This is a genomic window from Sphingomonas sp. PWP1-2, from assembly GCF_049898305.1.
GTDB lineage: Bacteria > Pseudomonadota > Alphaproteobacteria > Sphingomonadales > Sphingomonadaceae > Sphingomonas > Sphingomonas glacialis.
Genome location: NZ_JAFCXM010000001.1, coordinates 204,821 through 230,286 on the forward strand (window position 1 = coordinate 204,821; position 25,466 = coordinate 230,286).

Annotated in this window: 19 protein-coding genes; 9 read left to right on the plus strand and 10 right to left on the minus strand. The window is 66.4% G+C overall.

Translation table 11 applies throughout. The features are described from left to right. Positions 1-7: 7 nt before the first annotated feature. Positions 8-688 (minus strand): ribonuclease III, encoded by a 681-nt coding sequence (gene rnc / locus ACP7C5_RS01060; protein ID WP_426262888.1) that lies wholly within the window; start codon positions 686-688, stop codon positions 8-10. Further along, entirely contained in the window at positions 685-1,506 is an 822-nt protein-coding gene (lepB, locus tag ACP7C5_RS01065; protein ID WP_189677116.1) for a signal peptidase I, read from the minus strand. The genes rnc and lepB overlap by 4 nt, the downstream gene beginning before the upstream one ends. Positions 1,507-1,622: 116 nt before the next feature. Between lepB and pgi the strand changes: the two genes are divergently transcribed. The 3 genes from pgi (at position 1,623) to gorA (ending at position 4,909) form a co-directional block, all read left to right on the plus strand. Then, positions 1,623-3,113 (plus strand): glucose-6-phosphate isomerase, encoded by a 1,491-nt coding sequence (pgi, locus tag ACP7C5_RS01070; RefSeq protein WP_426262889.1) that lies wholly within the window; start codon positions 1,623-1,625, stop codon positions 3,111-3,113. Next, on the plus strand, positions 3,113-3,484 hold the full coding sequence (locus ACP7C5_RS01075; protein WP_426263371.1) for a DUF4174 domain-containing protein: 372 nt from the start codon (positions 3,113-3,115) through the stop codon (positions 3,482-3,484). Before pgi ends, ACP7C5_RS01075 begins: the two co-directional genes overlap by 1 nt. Positions 3,485-3,559: 75 nt before the next feature. Next, a complete protein-coding gene (gene gorA, locus ACP7C5_RS01080) occupies positions 3,560-4,909 on the plus strand; it encodes a glutathione-disulfide reductase (protein ID WP_189677118.1) in 1,350 nt (449 codons plus the stop codon). Between the two features lie 125 nt (positions 4,910-5,034). Here gorA and ACP7C5_RS01085 read toward each other — a convergent pair whose 3' ends face one another. Beyond that, a complete protein-coding gene (locus ACP7C5_RS01085; protein ID WP_426262890.1) occupies positions 5,035-5,463 on the minus strand; it encodes a hypothetical protein in 429 nt (142 codons plus the stop codon). A 140-nt stretch (positions 5,464-5,603) separates the two neighbouring features. On the opposite strand from ACP7C5_RS01085, the gene thrS reads away from it, so the two are divergent. From thrS to ACP7C5_RS01100, 3 genes are all read left to right on the plus strand, one after another. Beyond that, positions 5,604-7,607: a threonine--tRNA ligase gene (thrS, locus tag ACP7C5_RS01090; RefSeq protein ID WP_426262891.1), complete on the plus strand. Its 2,004-nt coding sequence runs from the start codon at positions 5,604-5,606 to the stop codon at positions 7,605-7,607. Between the two features lie 130 nt (positions 7,608-7,737). Further along, a complete protein-coding gene (gene infC, locus ACP7C5_RS01095; RefSeq protein WP_037492586.1) occupies positions 7,738-8,262 on the plus strand; it encodes a translation initiation factor IF-3 in 525 nt (174 codons plus the stop codon). Between the two features lie 243 nt (positions 8,263-8,505). Next, complete coding sequence (locus ACP7C5_RS01100; protein WP_426262892.1) at positions 8,506-11,331, plus strand: TonB-dependent receptor; 2,826 nt, start codon at positions 8,506-8,508, stop codon at positions 11,329-11,331. 90 nt (positions 11,332-11,421) lie between these two features. Here the strand turns inward: ACP7C5_RS01100 and ACP7C5_RS01105 are convergent, their stop codons facing one another. The 5 genes from ACP7C5_RS01105 to mutS form a co-directional block, all read right to left on the minus strand. Next, positions 11,422-11,823, minus strand: coding sequence for a VOC family protein (locus ACP7C5_RS01105; protein ID WP_426262893.1), 402 nt, complete (start codon positions 11,821-11,823; stop codon positions 11,422-11,424). Positions 11,824-11,931: 108 nt separating this feature from the next. Further along, positions 11,932-12,393, minus strand: a complete 462-nt coding sequence (locus ACP7C5_RS01110; RefSeq protein WP_426262894.1) for a YaiI/YqxD family protein — start codon at positions 12,391-12,393, stop codon at positions 11,932-11,934. Positions 12,394-12,448: 55 nt separating this feature from the next. Beyond that, on the minus strand, positions 12,449-15,193 hold the full coding sequence (locus ACP7C5_RS01115; RefSeq protein WP_426262895.1) for a [protein-PII] uridylyltransferase: 2,745 nt from the start codon (positions 15,191-15,193) through the stop codon (positions 12,449-12,451). A gap of 113 nt (positions 15,194-15,306) precedes the next feature. Then, positions 15,307-15,594 carry a hypothetical protein gene (locus ACP7C5_RS01120; RefSeq protein WP_189677124.1) on the minus strand — a complete coding sequence of 96 codons (288 nt, stop codon included), beginning with the start codon at positions 15,592-15,594 and terminating at the stop codon, positions 15,307-15,309. A gap of 190 nt (positions 15,595-15,784) precedes the next feature. After that, positions 15,785-18,358, minus strand: a complete 2,574-nt coding sequence (gene mutS / locus ACP7C5_RS01125) for a DNA mismatch repair protein MutS (RefSeq protein WP_426263372.1) — start codon at positions 18,356-18,358, stop codon at positions 15,785-15,787. A gap of 155 nt (positions 18,359-18,513) precedes the next feature. Here mutS and ACP7C5_RS01130 point away from each other — a divergent pair, with 155 nt between their 5' ends. Continuing rightward, positions 18,514-20,781 (plus strand): NADP-dependent malic enzyme, encoded by a 2,268-nt coding sequence (locus ACP7C5_RS01130; RefSeq protein ID WP_133190331.1) that lies wholly within the window; start codon positions 18,514-18,516, stop codon positions 20,779-20,781. A 9-nt stretch (positions 20,782-20,790) separates the two neighbouring features. Here the strand turns inward: ACP7C5_RS01130 and ACP7C5_RS01135 are convergent, their stop codons facing one another. Then, complete coding sequence (locus ACP7C5_RS01135; protein WP_426262896.1) at positions 20,791-22,350, minus strand: hypothetical protein; 1,560 nt, start codon at positions 22,348-22,350, stop codon at positions 20,791-20,793. Positions 22,351-22,551: 201 nt separating this feature from the next. On the opposite strand from ACP7C5_RS01135, the gene ACP7C5_RS01140 reads away from it, so the two are divergent. Next, on the plus strand, positions 22,552-23,847 hold the full coding sequence (locus tag ACP7C5_RS01140) for a glycoside hydrolase family 130 protein (RefSeq protein ID WP_426262897.1): 1,296 nt from the start codon (positions 22,552-22,554) through the stop codon (positions 23,845-23,847). A 63-nt stretch (positions 23,848-23,910) separates the two neighbouring features. Further along, positions 23,911-24,534, plus strand: a complete 624-nt coding sequence (locus tag ACP7C5_RS01145; protein ID WP_133190327.1) for a retropepsin-like aspartic protease family protein — start codon at positions 23,911-23,913, stop codon at positions 24,532-24,534. A 117-nt stretch (positions 24,535-24,651) separates the two neighbouring features. Here ACP7C5_RS01145 and ACP7C5_RS01150 read toward each other — a convergent pair whose 3' ends face one another. After that, a complete protein-coding gene (locus ACP7C5_RS01150; protein ID WP_354288275.1) occupies positions 24,652-25,440 on the minus strand; it encodes an SDR family NAD(P)-dependent oxidoreductase in 789 nt (262 codons plus the stop codon). Between the last annotated feature and the right edge of the window lie 26 nt (positions 25,441-25,466).

Sequence of the window (25,466 nt, forward strand, 5' to 3'; positions counted from 1 at the left end):
AAGGGCCTTACCCGCGTGACCCCTGCCGCACCTTTTCCAACAATGCCGTCGCCGCAGCCGTCTCTGCTTCCTGCTTCGAACTCCCCTCGGCCTCGGCCTCGGCGAAAGTCCCGATCACCGCCTTCACGCGGAAGCGCGGCGCGTGGTGCGGGCCCGAGCGCTCGACCACCTCGTACGCTGGCGCCTTGCGGTTGTTCGCCGCGGCCCATTCCTGCAGCGCCGATTTGGGATGCTGCGGCACGGTCAGTTCGCGGCTGGCGCGGTCGGCCCAGGCGGTGCGGATCGCGCGGCGGGCGCCGTCGAGCCCGGCCTCGCGATAGAGCGCGCCGATCAGCGCCTCCATCACGTCGCCGAGCACATTGTCGCTGTCCGACGCGCCATCGTCGCGCGCTTGCTTGCCGAGCTTCAATTGCGCCGCGACGCCGAGGCCGCGCGCGACATCGGCGCACACCGCGCCCGTCACCAGCGCATTGAAGCGCTTCGACAGCGCGCCTTCGGGCTCGTTCGGGAACAGCTCGAACAGCCACTCGGCCATCACCAGCCCGAGCACGCGGTCGCCGAGGAATTCGAGCCGCTCGTAATTCGCCTTGGCCTGGCTGCCATGCGTCAGCGCGCGCTCGAACGGCGCGATGTCGCGTGGGGTGTGGCCGAGGCTCGCGGCGATCCAGGCACTGAGGTCAGCGCTCAAAAGCCTTCCCCGATCCGGCTCCAGCGTGCCGCCGAGAACCACGTCCAGGGTAGGACCCAATTGGCGCTGCCGTCGGTCGAGAAGAAGGAGAACACCGCCTTGCCCTCGATCCGCTCCATCGGGACCATCCCCATGCCTTCGGGCGGCGCGAAGCGGCTGTCGCCGCTGTCGTCGCGATTGTCGCCCATCACGAAGACGTGGCCCGCGGGGACGTTGTAGACACCCGTCTCGTCGGCATTGATCTGCTCGCCGCGGTCGAGCACGGCATAGCTCTTGCCGTTCGGCAGCGTCTCGCGGAATTGCTGGTAACGGCAGATCGGCTTGCCCGCGCTCATGTCCTCGAACTCGGCGGGGCATTCGCTGCCGCCGGGGTAATTGGGCGAGAGCGGGATCGTGAAGTCGGCGATCTTGATCTTGGGCACGGCACGGCCGTTGAGGATCACCTGGCCGCCCCGCATCTGCACGCTGTCGCCGGGCAAGCCGATCACGCGCTTGATCACGTCATGGTCGTCGCCCGGAGGGCCGCGGAACACGACGACGTCGCCGCGCGCCGGATCGCGGCCGAGGATCCGCCCCGGGATCAGCGGCACGCCCCATGGCAGCGACCAGCGCGAATAGCCGTAGTTCCACTTCGAGACGAACAGATAGTCGCCGATATAGAGCCGCGGCAGCATCGACTGCGACGGGATGCTGAACGGCGCGAACACGAAGCTGCGGAACACGAACACGACGATCGCGAGCTTGAGGAAGAAGACGAGCGTTTCGCGCGTTTCGGATTTGCGCGGCGACACGTCGCGAAGCGGGGTGGGATCGGCCATATCGCGCGGTTTGGTGCTGTGCGCGAACATCGTCAAGCTGGTGGTTGTAATGCCGCCTCGATAGGGCGATCTAGCGCGGGAATCGTTTCCCTCCCCACGACCGATGAGGTACCTGCATGTCTGCCGACTGGACCGCGATCGAGGCTTTGCCCTCGCCCAAGCTCGAGACGCTGTTTGCGGAGGATGCCAATCGGCTCGAGACCTTCAGCGTCGACGTCGCCGGGATCCATTTCGACTGGTCGAAGACCCATCTGACCACCGAGGCGGTCACCGCGTTCGAGGCGCTCGCCAAGGCGCAGGATCTGCACGGCAAGCGCGAGGCGCTGTTTTCGGGCAAGGTCATCAACGTCACCGAGAACCGCTCGGTCACGCACGTCGCCGAGCGCGGCGAGGGGAGCGAGGACGATAACGCCAAGGCCGCGATGCTCCACGCGCGGATGCGCGCGCTGATCGACGCGATCGCGGCGGGTGCGCTCGGCGACATCCGCCACGTGCTCCACGTCGGGATCGGCGGCTCGGCGCTCGGCCCCGACCTGCTGATCGATGCGCTGGGGCGCGAGGATACCGCATACGAGGTCGCGATCGTCTCGAACATCGACGGCGCCGCGCTCGAGGAGGTGTTCAAGAAGTTCGATCCGACCGCCACGCTGCTGGTGATCGCGTCGAAGACCTTCACCACCAAGGAAACGCTGACCAACGCCGATTCGGTGCTGCAGTGGATGGGCGAGGCGGGCGTCGAGGACGCCTATGGCCGCGTCATCGCGCTGACCGCCGATCCCGACAAGGCGGTCGAATGGGGCGTCGACGAGACGCGCGTGCTGCCCTTCGCCGATTCGGTCGGCGGGCGCTATTCGCTCTGGTCGTCGATCGGCTTCCCCGCCGCGATCGCGCTCGGCTGGGACAATTTCGCCGAGCTGCTCGAGGGCGCTGCCGAGATGGACCGGCATTTCCAGCACACCACGCTCAGCCAGAACGCGCCCGCGCTCGCGGCGTTTGCCGATCTCTATTACACGCAAGTCCGCCACGCCGAGACTCGTGCGACCTTCGCTTATGACGAGCGGCTGCGGCTGCTGCCGTCATATCTCCAGCAGCTCGAGATGGAATCGAACGGCAAGGGCACGACGATCGACGGGCAGAAGCTCGACCGGCCGAGCGCGGCGATCACTTGGGGCGGGGTCGGCACCGATGCGCAGCATGCGGTGTTCCAGCTGCTCCACCAGGGCACGCATTTGGTGCCGGTCGAATTCGTCGCGGTGATCGAGGCTGGCGATACGCTGTCGGAGGATCATCACCGCCAGTTGCTGCTCAACGCCTTTGCGCAGGGTGCGGCGTTGATGAAGGGCCGTCCCAACGACGATCTGGCGCGCAGCTATTCGGGCGACCGACCGAGCTCGACGATCTTGATCGACGATCTCGACGCCCGCACGCTCGGCGCGCTGATTGCCTTCTACGAACAGCGCGTGTTCGTCAGCGGCGTGCTGCTCGGGATCAACTCGTTCGACCAGTTCGGCGTCGAGCTCGGCAAGGAAATGGCCAAGGCCGCCGATGCGGGCGACCAGGAGTTCGACGTGTCGACCACCGACCTGATCAAGCGCGCGTTCGGGTGATGCTGCTCGCGGCGGCGATAGCGGCGGCTACGGTCGCCGATATGCGGTACGAGCGCCGCGTACTGATCGTCGCCGCGCCGAACGAAGCCGATGCGCGACGCATCGCGCAGCGGGCCTCGCTCGACGCGATGCCGCAGGAGCTCGGCGATCGTGACGTCACGGTCGTCGAGGTGACCGGCGATAGCGTGCGCGGTGCGACGGATAGCGCGGCGGCGCTCAGGACGCGCTGGCGGCTGCCCAAGGCGGCGTTCGGCATCGTCCTGGTCGGCAAGGACGGCAATGCCGCGCTGCGCCGTGCCGAGCCGATCGATCGCGCCACGTTGGTCGCGACGATCGATGCGATGCCGATGCGCCGCGCCGGGCAACGCTAGCGCGCGAGACTATCCGGCGGGCGACGGAATGCAGATTTACAAGCCGCGCGGTAAGCGGCCGCAAAAGGACACGACATGGCTGAGTATGACTACGATCTTTTCGTCATCGGTGCGGGCTCGGGCGGCACGCGGGCGTCGCGCGTCGCGGCGGCCCACGGCGCTAAGGTCGCGGTGGCCGAGGAATATCGCGTCGGCGGCACCTGCGTCATCCGCGGCTGCGTGCCCAAGAAGCTGCTCGTCTATGGCGCGCATTTCGCCGAGGATCTGAAGGACGCCAAGCGCTTCGGCTGGGACGTGCCGGAGAATCTCGGGTTCGACTGGGCCCGGCTGCGCGACAATGTGATGGAGGAGGTCGACCGGATCAACGGCGCCTATACCGACACGCTGACCAATAACGGCGTCGAGATCATCCTCGACCGTGCGACCGTCACGGGACCGCATTCGGTCAAGCTTGGCGACGGGCGCGAAGTGACCGCGGGCACCATTCTGATCGCGGTCGGCGCGACGCCGATCGTCCCCGAATGCCCGGGGCACGAGCTCGGCATCACCTCGAACGAAGTGTTCCACCTCGATGCCGTGCCCAAGCGCATCCTGATCGCGGGTGCCGGCTATATCGCCAACGAGTTCGCCGGGATCTTCAACGAATTCGGTTCGAAGGTGACGTTGATCAACCGCACCGACGTGATCCTGCGCGGCTATGACGAATCGATCCGCGATCGCTTGCTCCAGATCTCGATGATGAAGGGGCTCGATTTCCGCTTCAACGCCGCGTTCCGCGGGATCGAGAAGCAGCCCGATGGCTGCCTGCGCGTGTCGATGACGGGCCACGAGCCGATCGACGTCGATTGCGTGATGTTCGCAACGGGGCGTTCGCCCAACACCGAGGGGCTGGGGCTCGAGAGTGCCGGCGTCGAGCTCGACGACAAGGGCGCGATCGTCGTCGATCCGGACAACAAGTCGACTTGCGATAGCATCTATGCGGTCGGCGATGTTACCAACCGCGTCCAGCTCACCCCCGTCGCGATTCGCGAGGGGCAGGCGTTTGCCGACACGCTGTTCGGCAACAAGCCGCACCGCGTCGATTACGAGAACATCCCTTCGGCGGTGTTCAGCCATCCGCCGATGGCGGGCGTTGGCCTCACCGAGGCGCAGGCCAAGAACAAGTTCGGATCGGTGAAGGTCTATACGTCCGACTTCCGCCCGATGAAGAACGTGCTGGCGGGCCGCAACGAGCGCGCGCTGTACAAGATGGTGTGCAATGCCGAGACGGGGCAGGTGCTCGGGCTGCACATGATCGGGCCCGATTCGCCCGAGATCCTGCAGGCGGCAGCGGTCGCGGTGAAGGCCGGGCTGACCAAGGACGATTTCGACCAGACCGTCGCGTTGCATCCGTCGATGGCGGAAGAGCTGGTGCTGCTGCGCTAGGGGTCTTTCGCGCGCCCATCTAATCTCCGTCACCCCGGCCTTGTGCCGGGGTCCACGGGGATGCACGCACTGACGGGTCAGCGCGCGCGGCACGGTGGGCCCCGGCACAAGGCCGGGGGGACGGGTTAGGCGGCGCGTGCGAACACCGCCGGCCTTTTATCATCATTCGCCGACGGCGCTGCCTTGCGCGCGCTCCGCTGCCGCCGCGCGCGCGGGCTCCGGCGCGAAGCGATCCGCGCAACAAGCGCGTGCCAGCCGGTCATCCCGCGCGTCGCGGTGGCGACGACCATCGTCGTCAGCACGATGTCGACATACGCCGAGATATCCCACAGCAGCACCAGCGCGATGTCGAACGGCCCGGCGAGCGCGAGCAGTTCGGTCCCCGCGACGAGAATGACCGTCATCAGCGCAAGGAAGATCAGATGCTTGCGCTTAACCCGGCCGAGCGCGGTGAGGGTCTCGCCGACCATCCGCATCATCCAGCGCGCGGCTGCGGTCTCCGGGAAGCGCTTGAGCACCACGATCGCGAACACCAGCAGACCCGTCAGCATCATCGTTCCCCCGTTTCCCATTCCCGAGATGGGGTGTCCGTGCCGCCATACCAGTCCCGGGGATGACGGCGCGCTTGCACGTGGCTATATCGGCGCTCCCGGTGTCACCGCCGGTTCCTATTGTCCCACGAAAGACCGCGATAATGTCCGCCATGTTCCGCATCACGCTGCCCGACGGTTCCGTCCGCGAGGTAGCCCCGGGGACTACCCCGGCCGATGTGGCCGCAGCGATCGGTCCCGGCCTCGCCAAGGCCGCCATCGCCGCGCGGATCGACGGCGAGCTGCGCGACATCATGCGCCCGTTCGAGGGCGACACGCAGCTGGCGCTGGTGACGTCGAAGGACGAGGCCGATGCGCTCAAACTCGCGCGCCACGATTTCGCGCACGTCCTCGCCGAAGCGGTCCAGCATCTCTTCCCCGGCACGCAGATCACCTTCGGTCCCTCGACCGACGATGGTTTCTACTATGATTTCGCGCCGAAGGATCGCCCGTTCACCGACGAGGATCTGCCCGCGATCGAGGCCGAGATGCGCCGCATCATCGCCAAGAACGAGCCGCTGATCCGCGAAGTGTGGAGCCGCGCCGATCTGATCGCGCGCTGGCAGGCCGAGGGCGAGACCTTCAAGGCCGAATGGGCCGCCGAACTCCCCGAGGGCGAGGAACTGACGGTCTACAAGGCGGGCAACGGCCCCGGCGCCTGGCTCGACATGTGCCGCGGACCGCATCTCGCCTCGACCGGTAAGCTCGACCCCAACGCGTTCAAGCTGACGCGCGTCTCGGGTGCGTACTGGCGCGGCGACCAGAAGAACGCGATGCTCAGCCGCGTCTATGGCACCGGCTGGCTCAACAAGAAGCAGCTCGACGCGCATCTCACAATGCTCGAGGAGGCCGGCAAGCGCGACCATCGCAAGATCGGGCAGGAAATGGATCTGTTCCACCTCCAGTCGGAAGCGCAGGGCTCGGTGTTCTGGCACCCCAAGGGCTTCATCCTGTGGCGGCAGCTGGAAGCCTATATGCGCCGCCGGCTCGACGCCGCGGGCTATGCCGAGGTCAAGACGCCGCAGCTGATGGACGCGCGCCAGTGGGAGCAGTCAGGGCACTGGGGCAAGTATCGCGAGAACATGTTCGTGGTGCCCGACGAGATCCCCAATACCGAGGATGACGCGGCGATCTTCAGCGGCACCGCCGACCTGATGGCGCTGAAACCCATGAATTGCCCGGCGCACGTGCTGATCTTCCGCCAGGGGATCAAATCGTATCGCGACCTGCCGATCCGCATGGCCGAATTCGGCTGCTGCCATCGCAACGAGCCGCACGGCGCGCTCCACGGGATTATGCGGGTCCGCCAGTTCACGCAGGACGATGCACATATCTTTGTGCGCGAGGACCAGTTGGTCGCCGAGGTGCAGCAATTCTGCGAGCTGCTCGACAGCGTGTACCGCGACCTCGGCTTCGAGGATTATGCGGTCAAGCTCGCGCTGCGTCCCGACAAGCGCTTTGGCAGCGAGGAGATGTGGGACAAGGCCGAGGACGAACTGCGCAAGGCGGTGCTCGGCTCGAAGCTCAGCGAATCGATCAAGGCCAAGTTCGAGGAACTGCCGGGCGAAGGCGCCTTCTATGCGCCCAAGCTCGAATTCCACCTGACCGATGCGATCGGCCGGACGTGGCAGGTCGGCACGATCCAGTCCGACCGCGTGCTGCCCGAACGACTCGACGCGTCGTATGTCGGCGCCGATGGCGAGCGGCATCGCCCGATCATGCTCCACCGCGCGATCCTCGGCACGTTCGAGCGCTTCATCGGCATCCTGATCGAGCACCACGCCGGGCGCTTTCCGTTATGGCTCTCGCCCGTCCAGGCGGTGGTCGCGACGATCGTGTCCGACGCCGACGATTACGCGCGGGAGGTGGTCGAGAAGCTCAAGGCGGCGGGGATTCGGGTCGAAACCGATCTGCGCAACGAGAAGATCAACTACAAGGTGCGCGAGCATTCGCTGGCGAAGGTTCCGAACCTGCTCGTCGTCGGCAAGCGCGAAGCCGAGGAGGGCAAGGTCGCGCTGCGGCAATTGGGCAGCGACCGCCAGCAGTTCCTGACGCTCGACGACGCGATCGCGATGCTGACCGAGGCGGCCAAGGCCCCGGATCTGTAACCGGGTTGCGCTCCCCGGCCTTCGCCGGGGGGCGCGCGACGAAGATGCGCGACGCCACCTTTCGTTTTGCCCGAAAAAGCCCTATATCGTCCCTGAAACAATCGCAGGAGCTACACCTATCCGACCCCCGATGACCCGCCAGGCGCCGCCGATGAATGGCCCTCGCTTCAACGAATTCATTGTATCGCCCAAGGTTCGCGTGATCGACCAGGACGGTGAGAACCTCGGTGTCATGTACACCCGCGAGGCGATGGAGCAGGCGCGCGAGGTCGGTCTCGACCTAGTCGAAGTGTCGCCCAACGCCGATCCGCCCGTCGCCAAGTTCCTCGATGTCGGCAAGTTCAAGTACGAGGCGCAGAAGAAGGCCAACCTCGCGCGGAAATCGCAGAAGACGCAGGAGATCAAGGAGATCAAGATGCGTCCGAACATCGATGACCACGACTATGACACCAAGATGAAGAAGGTGCTCGAGTTCATCGACGAGGGCGACAAGGTCAAGATCACGCTGCGCTTCCGCGGGCGTGAATTGAGCCACGGCCAGCTCGGCATGGTCCTCCTCCAGCGCGTCCAGGCCGATGTCGCCGAGACCGCCAAGGTCGAGGCCTATCCGCGCATGGAAGGCCGTCAGATGCTGATGGTGCTCGCGCCCAAATAAGTCCTGAAATACAACCTTTTCCGGGCTGGCCGACGCGTTTGCGCGCCGGCCCGGGGCATTCCCAGCATTACGTAGCGTCATTCCGGGGCCGCCGTCGCGCGCGCGGCTGGGTCGGTGTGGCCATACTACATCACCTATCTTCTAAATCGTGTTTCCGCAGGGCTTTTTGCTTTACGCTCAGCCTTGCGTAGCTATTCGGGGCGACAATACCCAAAAAACTAAAAAACGTTGGAGAGTTCTGAAATGCGCAAAACCGCGTACTTATTGTCGGTCGCTGCTGTCGCGATCTCGGCACCTGCTTTCGCCCAGACTGCCCCCGCCACCACGCAGCAAGACGCACAGGTCGGAACCTCCGCAACCGCTCCCGCCGCCACCCAGGACACCAATGCCGGCGACATCATCGTCACCGCGACGCGCCGCTCCGAGCGTCTGTCGAACGTGCCGATCGCGGTCTCGGCCGTCGGGCAGGAATCGCTGCAGAATTCTGGCGGTTCCGACATTCGCGCGCTCAACCAGCTGGCGCCGTCGCTGCTGATTTCCTCGACCGGCAGCGAATCGAACGCCTCGGCGCGTATCCGCGGCGTCGGCACCGTCGGCGACAATCCCGGTCTCGAAAGCTCGGTCGCGGTGTTCATCGACGGCGTCTATCGCAGCCGCACCGGCGTTGGCCTCAACGAACTCGGCGAGATCGACCGCGTCGAAGTGCTGCGCGGGCCTCAGGGCACGCTGTTCGGTCGCAACGCATCGGCCGGCCTCATCAACATCATCACCGCATCGCCGAAATTCACCTTCGGCGGCTATGCCGAGGGCACCTACGGCAATTACGACCAGAAGCGCCTTGCCGGCGGGATCACCGGGCCGATCACCGACCAGCTCGCGTTCCGTCTCGACGGCGTCTACGTCAATCGCGATGGCTTCTACCGCACGGTCAACCCGGCGAACGGTACAGAGTCGCGCGTCAACAATCGCGACCGCTATTTCGTCCGCGGGCAATTGCTGTTCAAGCCGACCGCCGACCTCAGCTTCCGCCTGATCGGCGATTATTCGCACCGTAAGGAAAGCTGCTGCGGCGCGACCTATTACAGCCAGCAGCAGACCTTCGATCCGACCGCGAATGCGGTCCAGGCCAATGGCAGCTCGGTCAATGACGACCGCGCCGTGTCGGTTACCCCGGCCAATCCGATCGTCGACATCCTGCGCCGTGCCGGAGCGACCTATCCGCTGGCCGGCAACACGCCGGGCACCTTCAACCGCGAAGTCGCGATCACGCCGGGCCAGACGTATCGCAACACGACGGTCGACTATGGCGGCTCGCTCCAGGCCGACTGGAATCTCGGCGGCGCGACGCTGACCTCGATCACTGCATACCGCGAATACAAATCGGGCAATGCCGGTGACGTCGACTACACCAATATCGATCTGACGCACCGCGCGGCCGACGGCAACGCCTACCGCCAGTTCCACACCTTCACGCAGGAAGCGCGCCTCCAGGGGTCGGCGTTCGGCGACAAGCTCGACTGGCTCGTCGGCGGCTTCTACTCGAAGGAGACGCTCCGCGTCGTCGATAACGCGGTGTTCGGCGCGAATTACGGCGCGTTCGCCGCGTGCCGTCTGGTCACCAACATCAGCCAGAATGCCGCGCTCCAGAACAACACCGCGCCGGGCTGCTTGTCGGCAGCCGGCCGCGCGACGGTCACTGGCGCTTTCGGTACGCTGGCACCCGCAGTGCTCGGCGGGCTTGATCGCCTGACGGGTGGCCCGGGCCTCGGCGGCGGCGTCAACAACGTCGGCGACAACGGTTCGGTCTATCGCCAGAAGAGCGAGAATTACGCGTTCTTCACGCACAACATCTTCCACATCACCGACACCGTCTCGCTGACGCTCGGCGCGCGCTACACGCACGAGGCCAAGACCTTCAGCGCGAACTTCAACAACACCAACACCGTCTGCCCCGTGCAGCAGGCCAATCTGGGACCGCTGCTGAGCAGCGCCGCTGTCCCGGCATCGGCCAAGGGCTTTATCGGCGGCATCCTGACGCTGAGCTGCACCGGCAACTCGTCCTCGTCGCTCAACGCACTCAACCTGCAGAACAATTTCGGCGAGGGTAAGGTGACGGGCACGGCGGTGCTGTCGTGGAAGCCGATCCCCAGCCTGCTGACCTATGCGTCTTATGCCAAGGGCTACAAGTCGGGCGGCTACAACCTCGATCGCTCGCCACTCGGCGGTGCATCGGGCGTGTTCAGCCCGCGCAGCAATGCCGATGCGGCGGCGCTGCGGTTTGCGGCGGAAACGGTCAACAGCTACGAACTCGGCGCCAAGTTCAAGACGCGCGGCTTCAGCCTCAACGTCGCGGCGTTCCGGTCGGAGTTCAAGAACTTCCAGCTCAACACCTTCAACGGCTCGGTCTTCGTCGTGCAGAACCTGATCGGCTGCTCGACCAGCCTCAACGGCGGCGACACCGACAATCTGGCCGCGACCGGCCAGTGCACGGGCAAGGCGGACAAGCCCGGCGTGATCTCGCAGGGCGTCGAGCTCGAAGCGACGATGACGCCGATCCGCCAGTTCCAGGTGACGGCAGGCTACACCTTCGCCGACACCAAGATTGCGCGCAATCTGGTCGGCAATTCGGCGGGTGCACCGCTCGATCCGGCGTTGTTCCTGCTCCCCGGCAGCCAGCTGTCGAACGCCCCGCGTCACGTCGTGACGACGTCGGCGGCGTGGACGCCCGATCTCGGCTCGAACGGCATGTCTGGCTTGGTCTATGTCGATAGCCGCATGACCTCCGACTATAACACCGGGTCGGATCTGGCGCCCGAGAAGAAGCAGGACGGCTTTGCGCTGGTCAATGCGCGTCTCGGCATCCGTGGCAAGGATCAGCTGTGGGCGATCGAGTTCTGGGCACAGAACGTGTTCAACAAGCAGTACATCCAGGTCGCGTTCAACACGCCGTTCCAGGGCGCTGGCTCGTCGGCCAACGTCGCAAGCTTCGGCGGAACGGGCAATGCGCTCTACTCGGCCTTCCTCGCCGAGCCGCGCACCTACGGCGTGACGCTGCGCTCGCGCTTCTGACGCGCCTAATGCTGGATTAAGGGCGGCCCGCTCCTCGATTGCGAGGGGCGGGCCGTCTTTTTTGTAGCGGAGCCGGCGGGTTCGCCTGGCTTAGTGCGCCGGGTGCTCGGGCGGCACGGTCGGCTCCCACAGCTCGATCGGATTGCCCTCGGGGTCGTGAATGCGCACGAAGCGCCCGACTGCCGGATCGTTCCAATCCTCGTTGGTGATCACTTCGATCCCCGCCAGGCCGAGCGCGATCGTGAGCCCTTCAAGATCGCGGACGCGGAAATTCAGCATGTACGGCTTGTCGCGCGTGAAATAATCGGTGTCGTCGGCAAACGGCGCGAACACCAGGGGGCCGCCTTGCGCTTGCCACGCCCATTCGTCGGGGGTCGCACCCTCGACCGAGACGCACCCCGCACCGACCCCGAGGTGGTGGCGATACCATTCGGACAGTGCGTCCGGATCCTTGCTGCGGAAAAACAGGCCGCCAATTCCGAGTACCGGCATCGATCGTTCCTTTCGTGCATGCGTGGGCAAGATGCGTCTCGGGAATCGATTATCCCCCAGGGGTTTACGGCAGATCGGGGCGATCGCCAATGACGCAGCGCAGCGGGGTCAGCGCGCGCGCAGCACTCGGGTGATCGCCAGATCGATCGCCGAGAGGAAGCGCGAGCGATCCTCCTTGCGGAACGGCGCCGGGCCGCCGGTCTGCTCGCCGCCGGCGCGCAGATCCGCCATGATCGCGCGCACCGCGATCGCGCTGCCGATCGAGCTGCTGGTGAAGGCCTTGCCGGTCGGCCCGATCACCACCGCGCCGGCCTTGAGACAGCGATCGGCGAGCAGGATATCGGCGGTCACGACGATCGTCGCGGCATGCGCATGCTCGGCGATCCAGTCGTCGGCGGCATCGAACCCCGAATCGACGACGACGCGTGAGATCAGAGGATGGACCGGGATGCGCAGGTGCATGTTGCTCACCACGATCACCGGCACGTCGACACGGTACGCGACGCGGTAGATCTCGTCCTTCACCGGGCAGGCATCGGCGTCAACAAGGATCTGCGGTTGGATGGTCACGCTGTGCCCATGCCACGCCGCCCGCCGCGGCGACAAGCCGTCCGCGCGTCGAGGCTCATGCGGCGTCGGCCATCCGCTCCCCGGCAGCGGCGGCGAGCAAGCGCCGCTCGATCGTCTTGAGCCGCGCCGCCGCAGCGATCTTGTCGCCGGTCAGATCGGTCAGGTAGAAAGTGTCGACCGCGCGCTCGCCATAGGTTGCGACATGCGCCGAATGGATCGTCACCCGCGACTGGAACAGCGTGTAGGCGAGCTGGTGGAGCAGCGCCGGACGGTCGCGCGCATTGACCTCGATGACGGTGAAGCGGTTCGACGCCTTGTTGTCGATCAGCACGTTGGGTGCGATCGCGAAGGCTTCTGCGCGCGGACGGGGAAGCGGCTTCGCCATCAGCCGATCAATCATCTTGCCGCGATTGGCGAGCGCGTCCTCGATCGCCTGTTTCAGTCGAGCAAGTTGCCCGGCTTCGTCGAACGGACGGCCGAACGGATCCTGGACGAGGAAATTGTCGAGTGCCATGCCGTCGCGCGTGGTGTGAATCCGCGCGTCGATGATGTTGCCGCCCGCCACGCTGATTGCGCCGGCAATGCGGTAGAACAGCCCGGGATGATCGGCCGCGTAGATCGTCACGAGCGTTGCGCCGCGCTCGGGATAGACTTGCGCTGCGATCGATAGCTGCGCGTCTCCGGCTTCCTCCACCAAGCGCGCATTGCGGGCGATCACGTCCTCGGGTTCGGCCACCCAATAGGGCTCGGGCAAGCGGCGAACGAGCGCGTCGAAATGCTCGGTGCTCCAGCCGAGCAGATCGCGCAACGCCGCCTGCTTGACCGCGACGCGCTCGCTACGGCCCTTCTGTTTGTGGCCGAGCCGCAGCACTTCCTCGGCCGAGTCGTAGAGCGTCGCGAGCAACTGCCGCTTCCAGCCGTTCCACACGCCCGGCCCGACCGCGCGAATATCGACGACGGTCAGCAGCAGCAGCAGCCGAAGCCGCTCGGGGCTTTGCACGATCTCGGTGAAGTCGAGGATCGTCTTGAAGTCCGACAAATCGCGCTTGAACGCGGTCGCCGACATCAGCAGGTGGAAGCGCACGAGCCAGGCGACGGTTTCGGTTTCGGCGGGCGACAGGCCGAAGCGCGGGCACAGCTTGTGCGCCACCTCGGCACCGAGGATCGAATGGTCGCCGCCGCGGCCCTTGGCGATATCGTGGAGCAGCACCGCGACATACAGCGCGCGGCGCGACACGATCTGATGGAGCAAGACCGTCGCGAGCGGATGGTCGACCTCGAGATCGCCATGCTCGATCTTTGCAAGCAGCCCGATCGCACGGATCGTGTGTTCGTCGACGGTGTAGTGGTGATACATGTCGAACTGCATCTGCGCGACGACGCGGGCGAAATCCGGAACGAAGCGGCCGAACACGCCGGCTTCGTTCATCCAGCGCAGTACGATTTCCGGGTCGCGCGGCGAGGTCAGCACGTCGAGGAACAGCGCGTTGGCGGTCGGGTCCTGGCGGATGTCGTCGGCGAGCTTGGCGTCGCGCGCGGCAGCGCGCATCGTCAGCGGGTGGATTTCGAGGCCATGCTTGTCGGCGAGCGCGAACAGTTCGAGCAGCCGCGTCGGTTTCTCCGCGAGGAAGTCGTCGCTCGGGATCGCCAGGCGCCCGCGGTTGACGATGAAGCCATTGAGCTTGCGGGGGGACCGGCGCAGCGACGGCAACCCGAAGCGGCGCCCGCGCGCGGCGAACTTCTCGTCGAGATGCGCGAGGAAGACACCGGTCAGGTCGCCTGCCGTCCGCGCCTGCAGGAAATAGAATTGCATGAAGCGCTCGACCTTGGATTTGCCCGGTCGATCGGCAAAGCGCATCCGTTCGGCAATCTCGCGCTGCAGGTCGAAGGTCAGGCGGTCCTCGGCGCGGCCCGATATGTCGTGAAGGTGGCAGCGCACCGCCCAGAGGAAATTCTCGGCGCGGTGGAACTGGCGATATTCGGCGCGGCTGAGCAGCCCCGCTTCGACCAGTTGGGCGGGTTCGCTGACGTTATACGCGAACTTGCCGATCCAGAAGAGCGCGTGGAGATCGCGCAGGCCGCCTTTGGCTTCCTTGACGTTGGGCTCGACGACATAGCGCGTGTCGCCCATCTTGCGGTGGCGCACGTCGCGCTCGGCAAGCTTGTCGGCGATGAACTGGCGCGCGCTATCGGCCTGGACCTCGGCCTTGAAGCGGCGCGCGGCCTCGTCATAGACCTCCTGGTCGCCCCACACATAGCGGGCCTCGAGCAAGGCGGTGCGGATCGTCACGTCGCTTTTGGCCTGGCGCACCATCTCGTCGAGCGAGCGGCTGCTATGGCCGACCTTCATGCCCAGGTCCCATAGCGCGTACAGCATCGTCTCGATGACTTGCTCGGTCCAGCCGGTCTGCTTCCACGGGGTCAGAAACCCGACGTCGACGTCCGAATAGGGTGCCATCTCGCCGCGGCCATAGCCGCCGACCGCGATGATCGTGATGCGCTCGGCGGCGGTCGGGTTGCTGTTGGGGTAGAGCCGCTCGGTCGTGAAATCGTAGAGCAGCCGCAGCAATTGGTCGGTCAGGAACGCCTGGCTCGCGGCGATTTCGAGCCCGCGCGAGGGATGTTCGATCAGCCGCCGGGCAATCTCTTCGCGGCCGGCGTCGAGTGCGGCCTTGAGCAAGGCGGTGCCCTGCGTGCGCAGCGCGGCCTTGTCGCCCTCGAGCGCTGCAAGCGCATCGGCGAGACCGCGCCGATCGATGATCGCACGGCGCTGGGGGACGGATTCGAAGCGTGAGGCCATGGCGTGCAGATAGGGGGTTTGGCTGCGCGCGTCCACGCGGGCAACCCGATGCAAAAACGCCCCGCCATTGCTGACGGGGCGCTCCGTAATACGCTGTTAGCGTGCGGGGGCGCTTACTTGTCGCCGTCCTTGACGCCAACGGTCGGCACGTCGACCGTGGTCTTCTTGGTGCCGACAACGACTTCCTTCGACTTCACGTCGACATCGGGAAGCGCGCCTTCCTTGGCGCTGACGTTGATCTTCGGCATCTCGCCACCCTTGACGTCCGCGCTCCAGAAGCCGGTCGCGAACAACACGCCCACGACGACGAGCGCCAGGACGATGATCGTGCCAATCACCATGCCGGTGTTGCTCTTCTTTTCCACGTAAACCTTTTCGGTCGTGTCGCGATACTCAGCCATTTCAATCCTCCTTTTAAGAACCTGGCTGCACAACCTATGTTTGTTAGTATTGGTTCCGTAAACCTTGCCGATGACGATCGTAGCGCGCGCGGATGCGGTGGCGGTCAATGGCTTGCCAGCCCCGCCCGGTATTTGTCGTGACGATATCCGGTCGCCGCGGTACCCGGTCTCGCCGACGCACCATGCCGCGTCACTCGCGCGTGAGCGCCTTCAGCCGGTAGAGCGTCTCGAGCGCCTCGCGCGGCGTCAGCGCATCGACGTCGAGTGTCTCGACCTCGGCGCGGATCGCGTCGCATTGCTCCTCGGCGACTTCGAGCGCGGCGGCGAACAGCGGCAAGTCGTCGAGTCCTGCCGCGAGCCCGCCGGTTTTGGCGCGCCCGGCCTCGAGCTTGCTCAGCACCGCTTTCGCGCGCGCGATCGTCGCAGGCGGGAGGCCTGCGAGCCGCGCGACGGCAAGCCCGTAGCTGCGATCGGCGGGCCCCTCGGACACTTCGTGGAGGAGCACGAGTTCGCCCTTCCACTCGCGCGCGCGGACGTGATGGAGCGTCAGCGCGTCGCAGCGCTCGGCGAGCCGCGTCAGCTCGTGATAATGCGTCGCGAACAGGCAGCGGCAGCGATTGTCCTCATGGATCGCCTCGACCACCGCCCAGGCGATCGCCAGCCCGTCATAGGTCGAGGTGCCGCGCCCGACTTCATCGAGGATGACGAAGCTGCGCGGCGTCGCCTGCGCGAGGATCGCGGCGGTCTCGACCATCTCGACCATGAAGGTCGATCGCCCGCGCGCGAGATTGTCCGACGCGCCGACACGGCTGAACAGCCGGTCGACGAGGCCGAGCGTCGCGGCGGTGGCGGGGACGTAGCTGCCCGCCTGCGCGAGTACCGCGATCGCCGCATTCTGGCGCAGGAAGGTCGATTTGCCGCCCATGTTGGGGCCTGTGACAAGCCACAGCCGCGAGTCTTCGGACAGGCGGCAATCGTTGGCGACGAAGCGCTCGCCGCGTTTGGCGAGCGCGTCCTCGACCACCGGGTGGCGCCCGCCGACGATGTCGAAACAGGCGTGATCGACAAGGGCAGGGCGCGCCCAGCCGCCTTCGGTCGCGCGCTCGGCAAGGCCGGCCGAGACGTCGAGCCGCGCGAGCGCATCTGCGGTGGCGGCAACCGCCTCGCGCTTGGCGAGTGCGGCGGCGATCAGATCCTCGAGATGCGCCGCCTCGGCCGCCAGCGCGTGTGCGCCGGCCTGCGTCACCTTCAGCGCAACCTCGTGAAGTTCGGGCGCATTGAAGCGGATCGCGCCCGCCATCGTCTGGCGGTGGGTGAAGCCGCTGTCGGGCTTCATCAGCGCATCGCCGAAGCGCGCGGGCACTTCGATATGATAGCCGAGCACGCCGTTATGGCGGATCTTCAGCGCGGTGACGCCGGTACGGTTACGGAATTCGGCCTCGAGCGCGGCGATCGCGCGCCTGCCGCCCGCGCCCGCATCGCGCAGGTCATCGAGCGCGGCGTCATACCCCGGTGCGATATAGCCGCCGTCCGAGGCGTCGATCGGCGGGCTCGCGACGAGCGCGCGCGTCAGCAGGTCGATCAGAGCGCCGTGACCGCGCAGCGCGGGCGCGAGTTCGCCGAGCAGCGCGGGCGGCTGCTCGATCTTGCCGAGCCGCTCGCCGAGCCGCCACGCGCCGTCGAGCCCGTCGCGCAATTGCCCGAGATCGCGTGGGCTCCCGCGTCCTGCCGCGAGCCGCCCGAGCGCGCGGCCAATGTCGGCCATGCTGCGCAGCGTCCCGCGCAAGGCCTCGCGCAACCCCGCATCCTCGGCGAGCATCGAGACCAGATCGAGCCGCGCCTCGATCCGGCCGCGGTCCATCAGCGGCGCGCCGATATCGGCCGCCAGCAGTCGCGCGCCCGCCGCCGTCACCGTGCGGTCGACCGCGTCGAGCAGGCTGCCCTTGCGCGCGCCGTTGGTGGTCTGCGTGAGTTCGAGGCTTTCGCGCGTCGCCGCGTCGATCGCCATCTGCTGCGCGGTCTGGGCGAGGCGTGGGGGGCGCAGGAAGGGGATCGCGCCCTTGGCGGTATGGTCGAGATAGGCGACGAGACCGCCTGCCGCAGCGAGCGCCGCGCGCCCGAACTGGCCGAAGCCGTCGAGCGTGGCGACGTCGTACAGCGCCTTGAGCCGCGTCTCCCCCCGTCCGCTGTCGAAATCGGCGCGGGGGCGCAGCATCGTCGCCGCTTCGCCAAACGCCGTCGCTTCGGACGCGATCGTCTCGGCCGGCGCGAGCCGTGCGAGTTCGGCACCAAGGCTCGCCGCATCGCACTCGATCAGCTCGAAACGCCCGGTCGAGATGTCGGCGGCGGCGACCGCGACGCCGCCCGCCGCCTCGCCGATCGCGACGCACCAGTTCGCGGTGCGCGCATCGAGCAGCGCCTCCTCGGTCAGCGTCCCCGCCGTCACCACGCGGACGATCGCGCGCGCGACGAGCGTCTTGCCGCTGCGCTTCTTGGCGTCAGCCGGGCTCTCGGTCTGCTCGGCGATCGCGACGCGGTGGCCGGCCTTGATCAGCCGCGCGAGATAGGCGTCGGCGGCATGGACCGGTACGCCGCACATCGGGATCGGCACCCCGTCATGCTCGCCGCGCGCGGTGAGCGCGATGTCGAGTACCGCGGCGGCGATCTTCGCGTCGTCGAAGAACATCTCGAAGAAATCGCCCATCCGGTAGAACAGCAGGCAATCGCGCGCGTCGGCCTTGAGCGCCAGATATTGCGCCATCATCGGGGTAGGGGGGGTGCTCGCCATCGCCCGGCAACTAGCAACGAATTGGCGGCGCGTCATGCCGAACGATCGTGTCAAATCGTGAAGCATGCATCTGCGGGGTGACGTGGGGGAAGGCATTGCCTACAGACACAGGCGATTCCGAAAGGCCGAGCATGTCCACAGACACCAATCCGCAGAATGTCCAGTTTTCAGAGCGCGAAGCGCTGCTGTTCCATTCGGAGGGGCGTCCGGGCAAGCTCGAGATCATCGCGTCGAAGCCGATGGCAACGCAGCGCGACCTCGCTCTGGCCTATTCGCCGGGCGTCGCGGTGCCGGTGCTGGCGATCGCCGCCGACCCGAGCCTCGCTTACGATTACACCGCCAAGGGCAATCTGGTCGCGGTCATCTCGAACGGCACCGCGATCCTCGGTCTCGGCAATCTCGGCGCGCTCGCGTCGAAGCCGGTGATGGAAGGCAAGGCCGTGCTCTTCAAGCGCTTCGCCGATGTCGATGCGATCGACATCGAATTGAAGACCGAAGATCCCGACCGGCTGATCGACGCGATCGAATTGATGGAGCCGAGTTTTGGTGGCATCAACCTCGAGGACATCAAGTCGCCCGAATGCTTCATCATCGAGCAGACGCTGCGCGCCAAGATGAACATCCCGGTGTTCCATGACGACCAGCACGGCACCGCGATCATCTGTGCCGCCGGCCTGATCAACGCGCTGTTCCTGACGGGCCGCGACATCAAGACCACCAAGGTGGTGATGAACGGCGCGGGCGCGGCGGCGATCGCCTGTGCCGAGTTGATCAAGGCGATGGGCCTGCCGAGCGATCATCTGACGATGGTCGATCTGGGGGGCATTATCTATCAGGGTCGCGACGACGTGAACCAGTGGCAGTCGGCGCACGCCGTCGTCACCGAAAAGCGCACGCGCGCCGAGGCGCTCGACGGTGCCGACGTGTTCATCGGCGTGTCCGCCGCGGGTGCGTTGCCCGCCGCCGACCTGATGAAGATGGCGCCAAAGCCGATCATCTTCGCAATGGCCAATCCCGATCCCGAGATCACCCCGCCGGAAGCCAAGGCGGCGCGGCCCGATGCGATCATCGCGACCGGGCGATCGGATTATCCCAACCAGATCAACAACGTGCTTTGCTTCCCGTTCATCTTCCGCGGCGCGCTCGACGTGCGCGCGACGACGATCAACGACGAGATGAAGCTCGCCGCGGCGCATGCGCTGGCGGCGCTCGCGCGCCAGCAAGTGCCCGAGGAAGTCGCGGTCGCGTACGGCGTGCGCCACACCTTCGGCCCCGATTACATCATCCCCGCGCCGTTCGATCCGCGGCTGATGGAGATCGTCCCCGTCGCGGTCGCCAAAGCGGCGATGGATTCGGGCGTGGCGACCAAGCCGATCCTCGACCTCGACGCGTATCGCGAGAAGCTGAAGGCGCGCCTCAACCCGACCACCTCGGTGCTGACGCTCGCCTACGAAGGCGCCAAGGCGCATCCCAAGCGCGTGCTGTTCGCCGAGGGCGAGGAAGAAGTCGTGCTGCGCGCCGCGATCGCGTTCAAGGATGGCGGCTACGGCACGCCGGTGCTCGTCGGGCGCGACGACGTTCCCGAGCGGCTGCGCGCATTGGGCGTCACCGATCCTGATAGCTATGAGCTCCACAACAGCCGCAAGTCGCCGCTGGTGCCGCGGATGGTCGACTTCCTTTATGGCCGGCTCCAGCGCCGCGGCTATCTGCGTCGCGATTGCGAGCGGATGATCAACCAGGATCGCAACATCTTCGGCGCGGTGATGCTCCAGCTCGGCGAAGCCGACGCGATGATCACCGGCATCACGCGCACCTATGCGCACACGATGCGCGAAGTCCGCCGCGTGATCGATCCCGAGGCGGGCCGCACGCCGTTCGGCATCCACCTGATGGTCGGGCAGAGCCACACGGTGTTCATGGCCGATACCACCGTCAACGAACGCCCCAATGCCGAGGAGCTCGCCGACATCGCCGAGGGGACCGCGCTGGTCGCCAAGCGGATGGGCCACGAGCCGCGCGTCGCCTTCCTCAGCTATTCGACCTTCGGCAATCCCGAGGGCAATTGGCTCGACGACATCCGCGCCGCGGTGAAGGTGCTCGACGCGCGCAAGGTCAGCTTCGAATATGAAGGCGAAATGGCGCCCGACGTTGCGCTCAACCCCCGGCAGCTCGCCAATTATCCGTTCGCGCGGCTGTCGGGGCCGGCCAACGTGCTGATCCTGCCGGGGCTGCAATCGGCCAACATTTCGGCCAAGCTGCTGCGCGAGCTCGGTGGCGACGCGGTGATCGGGCCGATGCTCGTCGGCATGGAAAAGTCGGTGCAGATCGCACCGATGACGAGCACGGCGAGCGAGCTGGTGACGTTGGCGGTGCTCGCCGCAGGCGGCATCGCGCGCTGAGGCGCGGCGTCAGGCGACTGGCGTCGGAGATGGGCCGCGCGGCGTGGCGGCGGGGCGCACGTTGAAATCGTCGAGCGCGGGCGCGTAGCTGTCGGGCAGCGGGCGCCCGAATTCGGTGAAGCTGCGACGGACGTCGGTGCGCGATTCGATCCGGCGCAGCATCTGCTCGGTGAGCGTCAGCGCGGGCAGCCCCTGCTTCGCACGATAGCGCGCGGTTTCGAGGGCGACGAGTGCATCGTTCCGCGTGTCCGAATCACGGACGGTGGCGATCCAACGGGCGGCTTGCTCGTCAATCGGCGCGACGCAGGCGACGGCATAGTCGCCTGCGGTTTTGGCGGTGGGATAGACGCTGCGGAGCCGCGCGAGCTGCGCCGCGGCCTGCTCGTGCTTGCCGAGCCCCTGCAACGCGCACGCACGCAGGGCGACGAAATAGGCTGCCGCGACCGGGCTTTCGAGCGTGTCTGCGCTCGGCGGATGGCGGTCGAGCATCGCGATTGCGCCGCCAAAGTCCTGCGCCAGCAGCAATTGCATGACCAGATTGGGGACGATGTTCTCGATCCCCGATTCGGGTTGCGCCGGGGCATCGACCGCGGCGCGCATCCGTCGGATGCCTTCGGCGCGCTCCCCCTCTTCCGCCAGCCAGCGGCCCTGTTTGAGCACCGCCATGCTGCGCACCCACATGTCCGTGTTCGCGGCGTCGGTCTGCAGCCATTGCTCGATCAGCGTGATCGCCTCGCCGCGGTGACCCGTGTCGACCAGCGCTTGCGCGTAGGCGAGCCGGGTTTCCGGGGTTTCGCTGGTTTCGAAAGTCGCGCGCGCCGCCGCCAGCAACGCGCCACGCTGGACCGACAGATCGTTACCCGCCCACTGCCCGATCGCGGGCCAGATCGGCGCATAGCGGCGATCGACGAGCATCGCGACGCCAGCGTGCGGGCTCAGCACCGAGGGCAGGAGTTGCGTCGCGGTCGCCGCATCGCCGGTTCGCAAACGGTACAGGATGGCGGTCTGGGTATAGTGCGAAAACACGCCCGGATTGTCGCGCGGATAGCCCGCGCCGACCAACGCATCGATCATCGTGTCGGCGAGATCGTCCTTCCCGGCATAGGCCAACTGGCGCAACACCGTGGCCATTGAATCGGCATCGATCTGGTCCAGCGCGGACGCCTTGAGCTTGGCGGCGCGGATGATCAGCTGCGCGGCCTCGACCGGGCGCTGGCGGTGCGATTCGTCGAAGGCGATCGGCAGCAGCACATTGGGTTCGTCGGGCAGCAATTGGCGGCACTGGTCGAAACCGAGGCGCGCTTCGTCGTCACGGTGCAATTGACCGAGCACCGCGGCGCGGCCGCACAGCACGTGCCCGCGAAGCGGGGTCGGCTGTGGGAGAAGCGCCAGCGCGCGATCGAACAGGATGAGGCGCGCGGCATCGTTCGGCGCTGCGCCGAGCTGATTGAGCACTGTCAAAGCGGGCTGCTCGGCGACGAGCGGTGCCGGCTCGACCAGTTGCGCATATAATGGCGCGGACAGTGCGACGAGACCGATACCCGCTGCAACGATTCGGTAGATGATCATCCGGCTGCCCCCAACGCCCGGCATTTCACGAGCGACGCGATGGTGGCATGGCACGCGGATGCATCACAAGATCCGAATCCGGGCTAAGTACCGCTGCACGGCGTAGTATTTTGATTCTCCGCTGATCTGGATCAACCGTGATCCTCGCACGTTGGCGCGGTTCTGGTGGGATAGTCTGCCGTTTCCTCCAAGGGGGTTGCCATGCCGGACGCACACCCGATTCTCGACCATGCCGATGTCATCCTCCGTCCCGATCCGTCGCGAACGGTGGTGCGGCCGTTCAGCCTCGAATATCCCAAGGCATTCCAGGTCGAGGGGCAAAGCCGCACGCAGGCGATCGTCGACCGCGTGATGACGCTCGACGCTGCGGGGCTCGCCGCCGAGCTTGCCACCACCACCGATTCGCTCGACGAGCGGCACCGCGATGTCGATGCGATGCTGGTGCGGCGTTATGAGGAAATCGCCGCGACGCTGGCCGAGCGGCCGACTGCGAACACCGCGCAGCAGCGCTTGATCGGTGCCTATTTTAGCGAAGAATATTCGTATGAAGCCGCCGCCTTGTTCAACCCGAGTGCGGTCCTCGCGCACGACCAGTCGACGGCGCCGGAGGGGGGCGTACGCTTCATCGTGTCGCTGCGCGGCATCGGCGAGGGCCATGTCTCGTCGGTGGCGTTCCGGTCGGGCAGCTGGGTCCCTGGCGGGCGGATCGCGATCGACCCGCCGAGCCTGGTCGCGGTACCGCCGATCATCGAGGGCGACAGCGTCGCCGCGGGCGCCGTGGTGACGCTCCGCGTCGATCGCAGCCGCGACATTTCGGAAACCGTGCTGTTTCCCGTGCTGCCGAGCCAGCATCAGGGGATCGAGGATCTGCGGCTGGTGCGCTTCACCGAAGACGATGGCACGACGACCTATCACGGGACCTACACCGCGTTCAGCGGCTCGACCGCGCGGCCCGAATTGCTGTCGGGCGATGGATCCGAAACCTTTATCATGCGCGCGCTGACCGGCGATGCGGCGGGAGCCAAGGGCATGGCGCTGTTCCCGCGGCGTGTGGGCGGGCAATATATCATGCTCGGGCGACAGGACAGCGAGAGCATCTGGCTGCATCGCTCCGACGACATCCTGCATTGGGAAGGCGGCGGCAAGATCGTCAGCCCGCGATATCCGTGGGAATACGTCCAGATGGGCAATTGCGGCTCGCCGATCGAGGTCGACGAAGGCTGGCTGGTGTTCACGCACGGCGTCGGGACGGTGCGCAATTACTGCGTCGGCGCGTGTCTACTCGACAAGGCCGATCCGTCGAAGCTGCTCGCGCGCACGCCCGAGCCGATCCTTCGCCCGAGCCCCGACGAGCGCGACGGTTATGTGCCCAATGTGGTGTACAGCTGCGGCGCGCTCGCGCTCGGGCGTGATATTCTGTTGCCCTATGGCGTCGCCGACAATTTCACCGCCTTTGCGACGACGACGGTCGATCGGCTGCTGTCTGCGATGGAGTGACGCGGCCGGACATATGCAGCGGTCAGCCTTCATAAAGGCAGGCCCGCATATTATATTGCGATCGTGATCGATCTCTCCCGTCTTGGCCCGCACGCGCCGCTGTACTTGCTGATTGCCGGCGTCGTGGCGATACTGTTCCTGGCGCGGCGCGTGCCGGTGTTCGGGCGCGTGCTGTCGTTCGCCATGACCGTCGGCGCGGTCGTCGTGGTCGCGCTGCTGTTCGCCGAGCGCGCGCAATTCGATCCGATGTTCGCGCGGATGGCACAGCGCTTCCAGATCGGCGGGCAGCAAGTCGTCGGCAAGGAAATGCGCGTGCCGATGGCGAGCGACGGACATTTCTGGGTGCGGGTGAAGCTCGGCGCGATCGAGCGGCGGATGCTGGTCGACAGCGGCGCGACGGTGACCGCGATCTCGGCCGATACCGCCGCCGCCGCCGGGATCGAACCGAACGATTCGCTCATGCCGGTGGTGATGCAGACCGCGAACGGCAACGTCGCCGCGCAGACCGCGACGGTCCCCGTGCTGCGGATCGGCAACGTCGTCGCGCGCGACCTGCCGGTGGTGGTGTCGCCCGCGTTCGGCGACATGAACGTGGTCGGGATGAACTTCCTGTCGCGGCTCAAATCGTGGCGGGTCGAGGAGGGCGTGCTGATCCTCACGCCGCATCATCCGCAGGAGACGACGTAGGTCAATCGTCACCCCGGCCTTGTGCCGGGGTCCACCAGGCCGCGATCGTGCCGATCCATGTCAAAGGCTGGCTGCGCTGCACGGTGGACCCCGGCACAAGGCCGGGGTGACGACGCATTATGCGTCGATGCTTGTCCCTAGCGCGGCATGCACCAGCCCGCCGTCGACCGTGATCGTATCACCGATCACATAATCCCCGGCGCGCGACGCGAGGTAGATCGCCGCGCCCGCCATGTCTTCGTCGACGCCGATGCGCTTGGCCGGAATGCTCTGCGCGATCGCCGAGCCGTGGTCGCGTGCGGCCTTGTTCATCTCGCTGGCAAAGGCGCCCGGCGCGATCGAGGTGACGTTGATATGATCGGTGACGAGCCGCGCCGCCATCCGCTTGGTGAGATAGATCAGCGCCGCCTTCGATGCCTGGTAGCTGTACGTCTCCCACGGGTTGAGCCGCTGGCCGTCGATCGAGGTGATGTTGATGACCTTGGCGGGTTGCCCTGCGCTCGCGGCGGCCTTGAGCGGTTCGAACAGCGCCTGCGTCAGGAAGAAGGGCGATTTGACGTTGAGGTCCATCACCTTGTCCCAGCCTTTTTCCGGGAACGCCTCGAACGGCTCGCCCCAGGCGGCGCCGGCATTGTTGACGAGGATGTCGAGCCGGTCGGTGTGTTCGGCGAGTTGTGCGGCGAGCGCCTTGCAGCCCGCGACGGTCGACACGTCCTGCGGCAGCGCGATGCACTTCTCGCCGAGCTCCTTGGCGGTCTCGAAACAGGCATCGGCCTTGCGCGCCGAGATGTAGACGGTCGCGCCTTGCGCGATGAAGCCGGCCGCGATCATCTTGCCGATGCCGCGCGAGCCCCCGGTGACGAGCGCGACGCGCCCGTCGAGGCGGAACAGGGTATTGGTGTCCATCATCTTCTCTCCTGATTTTTTCTTGC